At 34.2% G+C, this 13810-nt stretch carries 16 protein-coding genes; 10 read left to right on the top strand and 6 right to left on the bottom strand.

From position 1 onward, the window contains the following. Positions 1–93: 93 nt before the first annotated feature. From ACVBAX_RS07100 to ACVBAX_RS07090, 3 genes are all read left to right on the top strand, one after another. Complete coding sequence (locus ACVBAX_RS07100) at positions 94–510, top strand: SRPBCC family protein (RefSeq protein ID WP_447116419.1); 417 nt, start codon at positions 94–96, stop codon at positions 508–510. Further along, positions 510–833 carry an ArsR/SmtB family transcription factor gene (locus ACVBAX_RS07095; protein ID WP_447116418.1) on the top strand — a complete coding sequence of 108 codons (324 nt, stop codon included), beginning with the start codon at positions 510–512 and terminating at the stop codon, positions 831–833. Before ACVBAX_RS07100 ends, ACVBAX_RS07095 begins: the two co-directional genes overlap by 1 nt. A 164-nt stretch (positions 834–997) precedes the next feature. Beyond that, the gene (locus ACVBAX_RS07090) at positions 998–1402 is read left to right on the top strand and encodes a hypothetical protein (protein WP_447116417.1); all 405 of its coding nucleotides are present in this window, start codon (positions 998–1000) and stop codon (positions 1400–1402) included. Positions 1403–1444: 42 nt separating this feature from the next. Here ACVBAX_RS07090 and ACVBAX_RS07085 read toward each other — a convergent pair whose 3' ends face one another. From ACVBAX_RS07085 to ACVBAX_RS07075, 3 genes are read right to left on the bottom strand one after another with little or no spacing between them, the layout of a single operon-like run. Next, on the bottom strand, positions 1445–2128 hold the full coding sequence (locus tag ACVBAX_RS07085; RefSeq protein ID WP_447116416.1) for a glycosyltransferase: 684 nt from the start codon (positions 2126–2128) through the stop codon (positions 1445–1447). A 40-nt stretch (positions 2129–2168) separates the two neighbouring features. Then, positions 2169–2972: a glycosyltransferase family 2 protein gene (locus ACVBAX_RS07080; RefSeq protein WP_447116415.1), complete on the bottom strand. Its 804-nt coding sequence runs from the start codon at positions 2970–2972 to the stop codon at positions 2169–2171. Positions 2973–3021: 49 nt separating this feature from the next. Next, a complete protein-coding gene (locus tag ACVBAX_RS07075; protein WP_447116414.1) occupies positions 3022–3810 on the bottom strand; it encodes a glycosyltransferase family 2 protein in 789 nt (262 codons plus the stop codon). Between the two features lie 281 nt (positions 3811–4091). Here ACVBAX_RS07075 and ACVBAX_RS07070 point away from each other — a divergent pair, with 281 nt between their 5' ends. From ACVBAX_RS07070 to ACVBAX_RS07040, 7 genes are all read left to right on the top strand, one after another. After that, a complete protein-coding gene (locus tag ACVBAX_RS07070) occupies positions 4092–5447 on the top strand; it encodes a glycosyltransferase family 4 protein (protein ID WP_447116413.1) in 1356 nt (451 codons plus the stop codon). 20 nt (positions 5448–5467) lie between these two features. Then, positions 5468–6202 (top strand): GT-D fold domain-containing protein, encoded by a 735-nt coding sequence (locus tag ACVBAX_RS07065; RefSeq protein WP_447116412.1) that lies wholly within the window; start codon positions 5468–5470, stop codon positions 6200–6202. A gap of 87 nt (positions 6203–6289) precedes the next feature. After that, positions 6290–7063: a GT-D fold domain-containing glycosyltransferase gene (locus tag ACVBAX_RS07060; RefSeq protein ID WP_447116411.1), complete on the top strand. Its 774-nt coding sequence runs from the start codon at positions 6290–6292 to the stop codon at positions 7061–7063. A gap of 138 nt (positions 7064–7201) precedes the next feature. Further along, positions 7202–8497 carry a nucleotide sugar dehydrogenase gene (locus ACVBAX_RS07055; RefSeq protein WP_447116410.1) on the top strand — a complete coding sequence of 432 codons (1296 nt, stop codon included), beginning with the start codon at positions 7202–7204 and terminating at the stop codon, positions 8495–8497. Then, positions 8494–9471: an NAD-dependent epimerase/dehydratase family protein gene (locus tag ACVBAX_RS07050; RefSeq protein ID WP_447116409.1), complete on the top strand. Its 978-nt coding sequence runs from the start codon at positions 8494–8496 to the stop codon at positions 9469–9471. Before ACVBAX_RS07055 ends, ACVBAX_RS07050 begins: the two co-directional genes overlap by 4 nt. Beyond that, positions 9468–10391: an NAD-dependent epimerase/dehydratase family protein gene (locus ACVBAX_RS07045; protein ID WP_447116408.1), complete on the top strand. Its 924-nt coding sequence runs from the start codon at positions 9468–9470 to the stop codon at positions 10389–10391. The genes ACVBAX_RS07050 and ACVBAX_RS07045 overlap by 4 nt, the downstream gene beginning before the upstream one ends. 52 nt (positions 10392–10443) lie before the next feature. Continuing rightward, entirely contained in the window at positions 10444–11217 is a 774-nt protein-coding gene (locus tag ACVBAX_RS07040) for a glycosyltransferase family 2 protein (RefSeq protein WP_447116496.1), read from the top strand. A 23-nt stretch (positions 11218–11240) separates the two neighbouring features. On the opposite strand, the gene ACVBAX_RS07035 is transcribed toward ACVBAX_RS07040, so the two are convergent. From ACVBAX_RS07035 to ACVBAX_RS07025, 3 genes are all read right to left on the bottom strand, one after another. Beyond that, positions 11241–12314, bottom strand: a complete 1074-nt coding sequence (locus ACVBAX_RS07035; RefSeq protein WP_447116407.1) for a glycosyltransferase family 61 protein — start codon at positions 12312–12314, stop codon at positions 11241–11243. A 73-nt stretch (positions 12315–12387) separates the two neighbouring features. After that, complete coding sequence (locus ACVBAX_RS07030) at positions 12388–12936, bottom strand: topology modulation protein (protein WP_447116406.1); 549 nt, start codon at positions 12934–12936, stop codon at positions 12388–12390. A 136-nt stretch (positions 12937–13072) separates the two neighbouring features. Continuing rightward, entirely contained in the window at positions 13073–13750 is a 678-nt protein-coding gene (locus ACVBAX_RS07025; protein ID WP_447116405.1) for an NAD(P)H-dependent oxidoreductase, read from the bottom strand. Between the last annotated feature and the right edge of the window lie 60 nt (positions 13751–13810).

Below are 13810 nucleotides of genomic sequence, written 5' to 3'. Positions count from 1 at the left end.
TTAATAAAAGATAGTTGACATGCAACCAAAAGGTTTCGTATAATCACAATAAGAAACCTTTTGGTTACATATCATTTAAAAGGATGGGGAAAAATGAAAGTTCAAGATATTCGAAAAACAACAGTGTTTCAGGCACCAATTCAAAAAGTATGGAATGCAGTTGCAACTGCAGATGGAATTTCTTCTTGGTTTATGCCGAATGACTTTCAACAGGTAGTTGGGAGTGAGTTTACCATTCAGTCACCATTTGGTCCAAGTCCTTGCAAAGTGTTAGAACTAGAACCGCCACACCGCCTCGTTTTTTCTTGGGGGACAGATGGATGGGTGGTTACATTTGAGTTAAAAGAGTTGGACGAAAACACTGAGTTTACCCTTGTTCATTCTGGCTGGGGAGACACAGAGGAAGTTATTCCATTAGCTAATGAAACGCATCAAGTTATTCGTGATCGTATGAATGGCGGATGGGGACCTCTTGTTGATGTGAAACTGCGCGGGGTTGTTGAGGCGTAATGTCCGCTGTCAAAAATCACGATGTGTTTCAGGCAATTGCTGACCCTACAAGAAGAAAAATATTAATGCTTCTCGCCAAGCAAGATTTATCAGTAACTGCGATCAGCGAAGAATTTCCGATCACTCGAACAGCGGTATCTAAACATCTCCGAATATTATCCGAATCCAATCTTGTCGGTATGACCAAGACAGGACGAGAAAAAATTTACAAGCTTCACCCAGAAACCTTTACAGAAATCAAAGATTGGTTAAGCTATTTTGATCATTTTTGGGATAATAAGCTTTCAATGCTTAAATATCTTATTGAAGAACAGGAAAAGTAGCAAAAAAGAGTACATACACATGTACTCTTTTTTGTGTTCTAAGATTTGTTAAATGAATAATCATTCGATAGTTCCCAGGTTTAACCTATTTCTGGGGAGTAGCCCTGACATTTTTGATTTTGTATGAATATAGTACAAATATAATAGTGAGGAAGGTGAAAAATATGGGTTTCAAAAAGAAAAAACCTTATAAAGTTGATGTTGATTTTGATATGAAAAAATGTCATGAGGATCATAAAGATAAACCTTGTAAATTAGAAATCGAGGTTGAAGTGGAAGTTGATATAAAAGATCATAGCCATAAACATAAAGATAAATGTAAAGATAAACATGATTGCGACTGTAAAGACGATTGCTTATGTAATCTTTTAAAGAAGTTTGAAGGCCAAGAAGTTTCAATAAAAACAAAATCGGGGGATTTTATTGAAGGAATATTAAAAGAAGTAAAAGATTGCTGCGTAAAAATTATTGAGCCGGGTATGCTATCTCCAAAAGTTAATGAAAGACTAACTGTTATTCGTTGTAAAGACATTGAAAGCTTCACAGTTGAGTTGTTAACTGATAAATAAAAGCAAAAGTTAGGCTCATGTTAATGGGCCTAACTTTTGCTTTTATGAAGGACTAATTTGAGAGAGTACATTTTTAAAATAACTGCCTTTCGAAACTAGTCGACTTCTTTTTTTTAGCAAGTAATCTTTTACGTCTGAACTATGATAATGAGAATATGGGTAGCGAATGTATGCAAAATGATGTCTCGAAGTAGAATACATTGAAATATCATTTTTTAAACATTCTTGTTGGAAATTGGAATCTTCTCCTAGATTCAGGCTAGGAAATGTAACGTGTTTGAATACGTCTTTGTTAATTACAAGTGATGCTCCGGCTAAGAAATCCTTTGTGGAGTAATGTTTATGTGGATTGATAAAACGTTGTTCGTTATTACAATTATATAAGTATAAGCTCTTTTCTTGTTGAAAATAAATATAGAACGTAGACTTACCTACAACCATCGCTTTTGTGTTTTCGATTACATTCATAGCCTCATTAATATAATATGGACCATAAAAATCATCATCATCGAATTTGGCTATTGTTTTATACTTTGAACATTCAACACCATAATTCAAACAATCTCCTAAGCTAGTATATTGAGGTAGCTGAACAATCTTAATGTTTCTGTCTAAAACCGCTCGTCTTTTCCATTTATCAACATCCATACTATCTTTGTTTAATATAATAATTAATTCTTTTTCTTTGTAATCTTGTTTTTGATAATTTTTAAATACATTGTCCATACATTCATCTCTTACTGTACAAGTAATAATTGAAACCACTCTATTTTTCCCCGTTTTTATCTTTTAATCGCTCTACGACAATCCAACCATCGTCAATGGTTTTAAAAATAGGCTCATATCTATCTCCCCATCGTTTTAACGCCTGTCTAATTACCCATTTCATTTTATCTGCAACAATTTCAATATTTGTGGTGGACATTTCTGTATGCTGTCGATAGTAGTACAATGTTTTATCCATATAATGAAATCGATATTTTTCTATAAGATGTAACATGACTGGCAAATCCTCAATATATCTTCCCTCATAAGGATCATTCGTAGGCCATCCACCTATTTCTTTTACAGTAGAGGTTCGATAAAACCGTGGACAAATAAATGTATCTGGATATTCAAGTACAAAATGATATCTGTCTTTAATTGGTTGCCCCTTCTTTATAACCTCCTTTAAAATAGTACCTTTTTTATCTTGAAACACTGCCGTAATATTTCCATGTACCACTGCGAAAGTATCTGGTAAACTCCTTGCCTCATTCACGAAAATATTTAACGCGTCCGGATGCAGCCAATCATCACTATCTAATGTCATAACAAATGGTGTATCGACTAAATCCAACCCCTTATTTAAACTTTTTGATTGACCTTCGTTTTTATGAGATTTGATAAGAGTTATTCTCGAATCATTCAAAAAAGGAGCGACACTTTGAACAGATTGATCCGTTGAACCATCATCGATTAAAATCATTTTCCAATTTTGATAAGTTTGCTTACAAACACTTTCTAATGCATAACACAGATACTGTTCTCGATTATAGAATGGTACTAATACCGTGACTTCAGGTACCATCGGAAACACCTCCATGAGATGAATAAACATACTTTTAACATCCATTTTTTTAAATTAGATCAACAAGATAATTCCATCCATCTTCATCATAATAAAAGACAGGCTCGAGTTCATATCCCCACCTATCCAGCGCATCTCTTATTGCCCACTCACGAATTTCAGCAGTTCTTTTTCGTTGTTTATTTGACAAATTATTTTCATGCTCTCGACATTTATACAGACATTGATCGATCCAATGGAATCGGTACCGATCGATTAATCTTAACAACAAACGTAAATCATCAATTCCATGGCAGCCCTCATATGGATCATCAATTGGCCAACCACCTATTTCCTTTAACGCAGTTGTACGACAAAATCGGGGCCATACTACCTGATTAGCAAAAAGAAATTCAATTTTGTCAGAAAAGGCTTTCCCTTTCCTTTCAATAACCCTTTTAATTCGTCCTTGTCTATCTTCCACAACCATCTGTAAATTCCCGCTAACAACAGCCACTTCATTAGGCTGATTTTCAAACTCTTCTATTAATGTCTGAAGCGTGTTAGGAAATAACCAATCATCACTATCCAATTCTAGTATATATGGTGTATCAACAAGCGATAATGCTTTATTTAAGCTTTTTGATTTACCCAGATTTTTATGATTACTTATAATTTGAATTCTCGGATCACTTAAAAGATCTTTAATCGTTTCTATACTCTTATCCGTTGAACCATCATCAATCAAAATTAACTTCCAATCTTTATACGTTTGAGCAAACACAGTTTCTAATGTTTCCCTTAAATAATCCTGCCGATTATAAAAAGGAACTAAAATAGTGGCTTGACTATCGGTCATTCAAACCCCTCCTAAGGTAGTTACTCATATTTTATTGAAAACAAGATAAACTTGTGAGTGTTTAGAAGCAAGATTAAAAATAAAAAGTCTTAAAAACGAACGAATGTCTAGTTCCCTCCAATTTCAAACTACATAGAATAAAAAGACTACGCTTGAAAAAATATTAGATATCGGTAAAATCAACGGTTAATTGATTTCTAATATCAATTATCGACCCAGCTATTAGAGGCAACATTATTCGTAACAGTCTAAGAAAATAGTGAAAAGAAAGGTACTGACATATGAAAATATTATTGGCATACGGATCATATTTACCATTAACAGGAGGAGTATGGACCTATGTTAAGCAACTTGCAAATGGCTTAGAAGGTCAAGGTCATCATGTTGATATTTTAGCTCTCCATCCTGATGATAACTATTACTATCTTCTTAAAAAAGGAACATTCTTCAATAAGAATCAATTAGAAAGAACAATATATAAGAAACTAAAAGAATATTTCGAAAAAAACACCTTAGAGATAGATGATTGGATTATTAGAAAAGAAAGCAAGCGTCATAGTCTAGAGATAGCTGCTTTTCAGCTCGGTATAAGTTCTTATGATCTTATTCACGCACAAGATGTTGTGACAGCTCATGCCCTATCCCGTGTTAAAGCAATCAATACACCATTGGTTTGTACCATTCATTCGTCACTGACTCAAGAAATTTTTCTAGCTGAAATGAAAAAGAATCCTCAAATTACAAACAGTCAACGATGGAAATATATATCACAATTAGAATCGCTGGGCCCAAATGCATCTGATCATTCCATTCTCCCCTCACACTGGTTGAAGGATCAGATGACACATTTCTCCATACAGTCAGAGATGATGGTTATTCCATATGGCATCGATATTTTAGAATTCCAAAACCAGCAAACAATACTTACAGACATAAATGTTCCAAAGGATAAAAAAATAATCGCATGCTCAGCAAGGCTTATTTTTGAAAAGGGACAATATTCATTACTGCAGGCTTTGGAAAAACTAAAGAAAATTCGTAACGACTGGATTTGCTTATTTATTGGAGACTCATATAAATGGGATGACTTTGGGGACTTTCTTAAGACTGAAGTTAAAAGAAAAAACCTAACAAATAATGTGATCTTTTTAGGAAAAAGAGACGATGTTCCTGCGTTATTAACGAAAGTAGATGTTTTTGTACTCCCTAGTTTGCTTGAAAATTTGCCATTTGTAATTATTGAAGCACAGATTGCTGGGAAACCAATCGTTGCTTCAGACGCTGGTGGGATTCCTGAAATGATAGAACATGGAGAAACAGGTTTGCTTTACCCTCGAGATAACAGTGAAGAACTATGCAATCGTTTAGAAAAAATCCTTTCAGATGATAAATTACGAGATTATTTAGCCAATAATGCAAAAACCTACGGCTTAACTGCTTGGCATCATATGAAAATGCTCGATTCAACTCTTGAGGTTTATAACAAAGTAAGTACCTTCTATAACTCTCATAAATCCATAGAACAAATTCCATTAGTGAAAGATAACCTTGGAATATTAAAAAAATATTCACTAAACATGCCTAGAAATTACCAAATTCCTGATTCTGCCACTATAAACCCACTTTTCAATAAATAGATATCCTTTGGAGTGATTACATGGAATCAACTAAACATGAGTTTGAACAACGCTTTTTGAGTTTACAAGATGTGTTACAGATGATGAAAGATGCTATCCATAATAAGAAACCTTTTTCGTTAGCACGATTTGGTCATGCTGAAATTTATTATTCTTTATGGCCAACCTCAACTGCTTTCCAAGAAGGACTAGATTATTGCGCACAATACAATGGTGCAACTGCTGAACCAGAAAAGATTAAGGAGTTAGTGATTAGAGCACTTCTATCTACAAAAATTGTTGGACTTCTTTCAAAGGAAGAACATGAGTTCTTTCACAGTGAAACAATTAGGCTTTTAACATCATTAGATTACGAACCAAAGTACGTCTGTTCCCCCTTTATCACACATCCTATGTCAAAGGATATGGGTTTTTGGAACATATTACGTCCTTTAAAAGTTGTATTGGTTGGAAGAAGGTCTCTTGAAGCAAAGCCTCTGTTTGAAAAAATGGGAGTGAAAATTGTAGGTACGAAACAACTAGAAGGAATCAATCAGATAAGGTCACTACAAAACGAACTAGTCAATAAAAAGGACGAATGGGATGTTGCAATTTTAGCTGCTGGAGTACCTGCAACGATATTGACTAATCAGCTCGCCAAAGCTACAAATAATGTCGTTATTGATTTTGGTCATGCGCTAGATGTCATGATTGACGGAGAAGCTTTTGATTTTGATAAACTTGTTGAGGAATATCGGGATAACATGATTGAATAAAGACACTTTATTACGTTATTAAACTAACAAACATACAAAACATGTTTTTTAAGTTGATTCAAACAATTTTGAGAGAGGGAGGTAAAAATGGGCAATTCTATTCAACTAACCAGTAGTGAACTTTTGGATAAAATCATTGATGCCTTAAACAGGAATCAACCACTATCAGTTGTATCTGTAGGTTATACAGAATCATTTGTCATGGCACAATATGCGATTTTATCTGAAGAAGAAATTATGGATGATCCAGAAACAATTGCAGCCAATTCAAATTACAACTTAGACAGAGGACATTTTCACCGAGGACTAATTTTCCCTAATATACAAGCTCGTGATTTGACTGTCGAAGCCGTTAAAAAGGCTAACATTATTGGTTTAAACTTAAATATTCCTACAGCCGGAAACCTAACAAAAAGGGTTTTTGATTATTATAAGATTTCTCCTGACTATGTTTTTGAGGCATATATTAGACGTGTTATCATGTTCTCCCAACATAGTAAATTCCACCAAATGCTTGCGGGAAGGAAAATCTTAATCATCTGTAATTACGCTGATGAAGTTAAAAGATCACTTGAAAAAAACTTAATGAAAAAGTTAGGTTTCGATATTGTAGGAACCATAAAAATAAAACAATTTTCTGATATACCTGAAGTAAAAAAAGAAATTGATTCCTATGATTTTGATCTTTGCCTGCTTGCAGCTGGTACAAACGCACTTATTCTAAGTTCATATATCGCTACTGAAAGAGGAAAGGTTGCACTTGACCTTGGTCAAGGAATGGAGTCATTAATAACAGGTGAAATCGAAGGTGAATATTGGCTTGATGAAGAAATAGGGCTTAAGAAGTTAATGGATATGTAACTCATAATCAATCAAAATGATATAAATCTATAATTTTAAGCAATTTTAAAAGAAGATAAGATATGTGCCTAAAGCAGTAGCTTAACTTCAACATATGATACATCGTATGATTATAAGAATAGAAAGGACTGTGTATGTTTGCAAGATTTTGAAGTTAATCAACCTACTGTTACTATTATCGGACTTGGTTTTGTTGGCCTCCCATTAGCAATAAAATTAGTTGAAAAAAACCTGAATGTAATGGGAATCGATGTAGATAAAAGAAAAATATCCCAATTATTAAATGGCGAGAGCTATATACCTGATATATCTAGTTCTCAGCTTCAGGATGCATTAAAAAGTAATAAATTTTATGTATCAAGCGATTATAGCGATATTACCACTTCAAATGCAGTCATTATCTGTGTTCCTACACCTCTTACTGCCCATCAAACCCCTGATTTAAGTTATGTAACTGCCGCAGCTAACTCTATTACTCCATATTTACAAGAAGATCAACTTGTCGTTTTAGAAAGTTCTACTTACCCTGGGACAACACGAGAAGTAATTTTACCTATACTTGAGAAAAGCGGTAAAAAAGTAGGTAAAGATGTGTATTTAGGCTACTCGCCAGAGCGTATTGATCCAGGTAACAAAACCATGCCAATCGATGAGGTTCCTAAGATAGTTAGCGGTATTACAAGTGGTTGCTTAGAAAAAATGTTACACCTTTATAAATTGATTTATAGAAATGTAGTATCTGTTTCCTCTCCAGAAACAGCAGAAATAACAAAACTTTTAGAGAACACCTATCGATTTATCAATATCTCTTTTATCAATGAATTTGCAACCATCTGTGATAATCTCGGTGTAGATGTTTGGGAGGTAATTGATGCAGCAAAAACAAAGCCATATGGATTTACAGCCTTTTATCCTGGTCCTGGAATCGGTGGTCATTGTATTCCTGTTGATCCATTTTACCTACAATGGAAAATCTCTAATTATGAAATGTCGAGTTTATTTATAACTGCTGCTAGTACTGTTAACAAAACCATTCTGCAACATATTAAAGCAAAAATAAAAGAGAACCTTCAAAAGCCAATGAATGAATCTTCTATTTTACTATATGGGATGACTTATAAAAAAGATATTAGTGATATTCGAGATTCACAATCAGTTGAACTATTTAAGTGCCTTCTTGATACAAACAAAAGTGTACTTTATCACGACCCTTATGTTCCTACGTTAAAAATTGATGGTAAAACTTACAATAGCACTGCTTTAACACAAGAAACACTTGGACAAGTGGATTGTGTCGTTATCCTAACAGACCACTCAGAAATACCATTAGATACTATTCTTGAACACTCTTCCTTAGTTTTTGATACAAGAAATGTTGTCAAGGATCGAACAGGAAATGCAACAATTATTAAACTTGGTGGTGGTCGTCCATGAAAATTCTAGTTACTGGTGGTGCTGGTTTTATAGGTTCTCATCTTTGTGAACGGTTAACAAATATGGGTCATCATCTTACAGTGATTGATAACTTATCAAATGGGAGAAAGTCTTTCCTTGCAACCCTTCCACCTTCAAAGATCCAATTTATTGAAGGTTCTGTAATGGATCGTTCCCTATTAGAGAAGACACTGAAAGATTGTGATTTAGTCTTTCATCTTGCTGCAACACTTGGCGTAAAAAACACGGTTGAAGATCCATTAAAAATTATTCATGGAAATATCGATGGAACCCGAAATGTACTTGAACTAGCCTTTGAAAATAAAATAAAAGTCGTATTTGCTTCTACTTCTGAAGTGTATGGGAAAAATCCGAATTTACCGTTTACTGAGGATTCTGAACGAATACTTGGTTCAGCACAAACAAGTAGATGGTGTTATGCTACTGCAAAAGCACTAGACGAACATATGTGTTTTGCATATGGAATGAAAGGGTTACCTATATCGATCGTTAGATACTTTAATGCTTACGGACCAAGACAAACCTCTTCTCAATATGGAGGAGTAATCCCTAAATTCATTGTAGCTGCACTTAAAAATGAACCTATTACTGTTTTTGGTGACGGTAATCAAACAAGATGCTTCACCTTTATTAGTGATATGATCGATGGAACCGTTGAATGTATGTACCCAAAAGCAAATAACGAAGCCTTTAATATCGGAACGACTGAACAAATCACGATAAATTCATTAGCCCATATGATTAAGGACTTAACAAATTCAAACTCAGATATTATTCATATCCCATACGAACGTGCATATGGATTAGGATATGAAGATACACCCGATCGGTTACCCGATATAAGCAAAGCAGCTAGTACACTTGGTTTCAATCCAAAAGTTTCTTTAGAAAATGGACTTAAACAAACGATTTCCTATTATCAAACCGTATTGGGGATAAGTGATTCCGTATGAAAGTTCTTGTAACTGGTGGTTGTGGATTTATTGGGTCACATACCGTTGAGGAATTAATTAAAAAGAACTATGAGGTCATTGTTATTGACAATTTAAGTACTGGAAATAAAACGTGGCTTTCAAAAAACATTAAACTATATGAAACTGACATATTATCTACAAAGATACTAGAGATTTTCCAATGTGAACAACCCGATTTTGTGATTCATCTTGCAGCAAATGTAGATATAGCAACATCGATGGAGAATCCATTAATGGATGCTACCAACAACATCCTTTCTACGATTAAACTATTACAATGTTGTAAACAATTCGGAGTTAAAAAATTCATTTACGCTTCTTCTTGTGCAGTCTATGGGGAATCTGGAGATTGTAGCATTCACGAAGATTTCCCAATAAGGCCTTTATCATATTACGGCATTTCCAAATACACTCCTGAGTTATATATAAAGCAATTCTCAGACCATAATGACTTATCCTATACAATCTTACGATATGCAAATGTATATGGTCCTAGGCAAACTCCTAAGGGTGAAGGCGGAGTCATATCAATTTTTTACTCTAAGCTTTTTCAACATCAAAGACCTACGATTTATGGAGATGGAAATCAAACGAGAGACTTCATTTTTGTAAAAGATGTGGCAAATGCAAATGTTATAGCACTCACACGTGGAAATAATGAAATAATTAACATCAGCTGTAATAGTAAAACAAGTATCAATACCCTATATAAATACATTACAGAAATCATACCCATGGATATCGAGCCTCTATACTCTCCTGTACGATCGGGAGATATTCTTTATAGCCAACTAGATAATCAAAAAGCCATATCATTATTATCCTGGTTTCCCCAGACTAATTTAAAAGATGGATTAGAAATAACTTCTAGTTACTATAATAACTTGTTTACAGATTAAGGTGTCAGGCATAGCGCCTGACACCTAAAAGAAGGTGAAAGATTTGAGCAAAGTGACAGTAATAATTCCGTTTTTTAACCCCGGAAATTACTTAAAAGATGCAATAGAATCTATTCTTTTGCAAACTTTTGATAAATGGAACCTACTTTTAATCAATGATGCATCTACTGATAATAGTTTATCATTCATTCAATCCTATTTAGTTAACGAAAAAATAAACCTTTTACATAATCAAAAAAATCTCGGACAATCCAAATCACTAAATATTGGACTAAGCTTCGTAAATACTCCTTTTATTATTACGTTAGATGCAGATGATTGGTTTCCCCAAAATACTCTTGAAGTTTTAGTTGGTAAGATGGAAAACATCTCAAGTAAAGTAGCTGTCATGGGAGGTAATATTAATATAGTGACACAAAGGAGAAACCGTGTTAAAACTAGAATTATTAAAGGCAGGGATTTTTCAGATCAATATGATTTTCTCTTATCAAACCAATCTGTTTGGCCAAGATTTTATCGGACGACTGCACTAAAAGATGTTGGAGGATGGCCAGTAGATGATCCCTGGGACGGTCGTCATGCGGAAGATATCCGAATTCTCTCTCGTCTGCTAGAAAATAATTACCAAATTGGCTGGGTTAATGACACTTTATTGAATCATAGAAGACATCAACAGAACCAAACTAATAATCTATCTTTATACAGTGAGGTATATGAATGGATTGTTCGAGACAACTTAAATCGCTGGGGAAATAAATTTAAACCAGACTTTATTGAGTATGAAAACGGATGGAAGCATCTTAAACAATTAATTCCTATAAAATAAGGCCCCTTACTTTGAAAGGAGCCTTATTTTATAATTTGTTCAATTTTATCTGAAAACTTCTTAATATTTAAAAATATATTATCAAATCTAGGAGCCTCTAGTTTTTGTCTTTCCCCAATAATATGATAATAATCAGCTTTAACAAAATTACTTATGAGCCAATATAGTGGGTTTAGATATTCAGCTGGGAATATTTCAATTACCTTTGTTCCCTGTTCACAAAAAGCAAGGTTAGTTAGACCAGCACCGTGAGCTCCTATAATAATTTTCGCTGACGAAAACAAAGTTATTTGTTCCTGAACAGACAAATTCTCTAATAAAATTCTTTTGAAATTATACTTTTCTAAAACCTTCATTAAATCATTTTCATTTACAATGACTCTTCGTCCCATTCTACTTATATAGATTCTTTCATATTCCTCATTCTTTTTTTGATCTACACCGTTTAATAGTTTATCCCTTAAATAAGCACAAGACCAACTACTTGCGTAATCCGGTATCGAAGGTACAACTAATCTACTAGCTTGAATGTGAGTATCTTTCTTAACTTGGATTATTTTGTTCTTTGGTATATTTAATCGTTTCAGTGTTTCTATCTGAAATGGTAGAAGAGTATAATTTAAAATATATTTATCTATACTTATCCCTGATCTTTGAATTAATTGAATTCTAGGTAATACCTCAAACATCCAATGAAAATAGTTAAAACTATCAAGATGTGTTAAAACAGCACAGGTTTCATCTACCTTGATTGGACTAGGTAATCCATCTTCAAAAAAAATTGAATGTTCACTTGGTTCTGTAAACCACTCAAATGAAACATCCCATAATAACTTATTGTCGGGCGTTATAACAATTCCATTTTCTCCATAAACACGACCATTTGGCATTAACGACACAGATGCCCCACCTGACCAAACTGGTCTAATAGTTGGATTGGGCTGAAATACCAACTCATCAAATAGCTCAACTTCATATTCTAATTCTTTATATAAAGTGTTTACCCTTCCAAATATTTCTGTATAAGCTCGATACCATTCCTTAGTTGTCTTATAAAAACCGTTAGGTGCCGGAAATTTCCCGTTTAAATATTCCATCTAACCCCTTTTGTCCCCTTTATTAATAAAATCTAATAATTACTACATTCTATGCATGTCCCCTCTATTTGTGTCATAATTGGTCATTAGATAGTGAATCACCCTGAGGTGCTCCAGCTAATTGAAAATAGGAGCGAATTTCTTCCTTAGTTTTTAAAACAATTACTTTTTTCCCCATTGACTCGTACTGTTTCAGTCTCCCTTTCATCTTTTCCTTCCTAGCAAAATAGGTGGAAATAATAAATTTGATAAATTTCCAATCTAGTTTCTCTGTACAACCAATCGTCATATCAGGTCTCGTGTTACCGATGTTGGTAAGGAAGCGCTTTACCACACGGTAAAGACAAGTACGTAAGGGGAGTTCTAAATAAATTACTGTATCGAAGCTGGATTCTCTGATATGTATTGTTTTTGTGTAATTTCCTTCAATGATCCACTTTTCTTTCTCCACAAGCTTTCTTTGAGCTTCAGAAAATTCTTCATTTGATGCCTCGATCCAACCAGATTTCCAGAAGTAGGTATCTAGATGATACACGGGGATATGTAACATCTGCCCAAGCTTTCTAGCAAACGTCGATTTCCCAACACCAGCTGATACCCCAATCACCATAATTCGATTCATTCTTCTATTCACCTTCTCATATGTCATATTTTTCTATTTTCTCATAATAAACTGTTCTCCACTAATATAATCTTATTACAACATAAAAATGGAGAAAGAACACAAGAGTTCTTTCCCCACTTCAAAATTACACATCCTACTCAATCCACTGAACGATATCCTTCAAGTCTTTTCTAACTTTTGGTCGAGGTTCTTTCTCCCTGTATCCAAACGCTACCATAACAGAAACAGCCAAATGTCCATCCTCAAGTAAGTCTTCCTCTTCCAAAATCTTTTGTACCTGGTCAAAACTGAATCCTTCAATCGGACAAGAATCAATTCCAATTAAAGCTGCTGCTGCCATCATATTTGCTAATGCAATATACGTTTGCTTTCCGGCCCAGTCCAACATCGTTCGTTCATTATCCAATAAGTGAAGATCGTCTTCCTGAAAGGTCTTATACCTTTCTAATATTTTCCCAAAAAGCTCTTCAGGAAATTTTTTCACTTCTAACATTTGATGTCTAACATAGGCAGAATCATACTTCGTATCTTTTATGGTTCTTGCCAAAATTACAACAAAATGACTTGCTGTGGGGAGCTGTCCTTGTGCTCCCCATGACACTTCCCTTAATTTTTCTCTTAACTCGGCATTCTGAACAACTACAAATTTCCATGGCTCATATCCAACAGAACTTGGCGATAATCTCGCCGCTTCAAGAATGTACTGAAAGTCCTCATCGCTGATTTTTTTGGAAGTGTCGAAGGATTTTGTCGCATGTCTAAATCGAAAAGCCTTTAGAACTTCTTCTCTTTTGTTCGAATGATCAGTCATATGTATCGTCTCCTAAAAGTTTGTGATATATTGATCATAGTATATCTCTAACGTGATGGG

The organism is Robertmurraya sp. GLU-23 (genome assembly GCF_052983275.1).
This window is presented reverse-complemented; position numbering and strand designations above follow the sequence as displayed.

What these genes read in the sequence shown, in the direction of transcription:
- ACVBAX_RS07060 (WP_447116411.1), top strand. Translation starts at nt 6,290, where the DNA reads ATGGGCAATTCTATTCAACTAACCAGTAGTGAACTTTTGGATAAAATC.
- ACVBAX_RS07095 (WP_447116418.1), top strand. Translation starts at nt 510, where the DNA reads ATGTCCGCTGTCAAAAATCACGATGTGTTTCAGGCAATTGCTGACCCT.
- ACVBAX_RS07070 (WP_447116413.1), top strand. Translation starts at nt 4,092, where the DNA reads ATGAAAATATTATTGGCATACGGATCATATTTACCATTAACAGGAGGA.
- ACVBAX_RS07090 (WP_447116417.1), top strand. Translation starts at nt 998, where the DNA reads ATGGGTTTCAAAAAGAAAAAACCTTATAAAGTTGATGTTGATTTTGAT.
- ACVBAX_RS07050 (WP_447116409.1), top strand. Translation starts at nt 8,494, where the DNA reads ATGAAAATTCTAGTTACTGGTGGTGCTGGTTTTATAGGTTCTCATCTT.
- ACVBAX_RS07065 (WP_447116412.1), top strand. Translation starts at nt 5,468, where the DNA reads ATGGAATCAACTAAACATGAGTTTGAACAACGCTTTTTGAGTTTACAA.
- ACVBAX_RS07075 (WP_447116414.1), bottom strand. Translation starts at nt 3,810, where the DNA reads ATGACCGATAGTCAAGCCACTATTTTAGTTCCTTTTTATAATCGGCAG.
- ACVBAX_RS07100 (WP_447116419.1), top strand. Translation starts at nt 94, where the DNA reads ATGAAAGTTCAAGATATTCGAAAAACAACAGTGTTTCAGGCACCAATT.
- ACVBAX_RS07030 (WP_447116406.1), bottom strand. Translation starts at nt 12,936, where the DNA reads ATGAATCGAATTATGGTGATTGGGGTATCAGCTGGTGTTGGGAAATCG.
- ACVBAX_RS07025 (WP_447116405.1), bottom strand. Translation starts at nt 13,750, where the DNA reads ATGACTGATCATTCGAACAAAAGAGAAGAAGTTCTAAAGGCTTTTCGA.
- ACVBAX_RS07080 (WP_447116415.1), bottom strand. Translation starts at nt 2,972, where the DNA reads ATGGTACCTGAAGTCACGGTATTAGTACCATTCTATAATCGAGAACAG.
- ACVBAX_RS07035 (WP_447116407.1), bottom strand. Translation starts at nt 12,314, where the DNA reads ATGGAATATTTAAACGGGAAATTTCCGGCACCTAACGGTTTTTATAAG.
- ACVBAX_RS07085 (WP_447116416.1), bottom strand. Translation starts at nt 2,128, where the DNA reads ATGGACAATGTATTTAAAAATTATCAAAAACAAGATTACAAAGAAAAA.
- ACVBAX_RS07045 (WP_447116408.1), top strand. Translation starts at nt 9,468, where the DNA reads ATGAAAGTTCTTGTAACTGGTGGTTGTGGATTTATTGGGTCACATACC.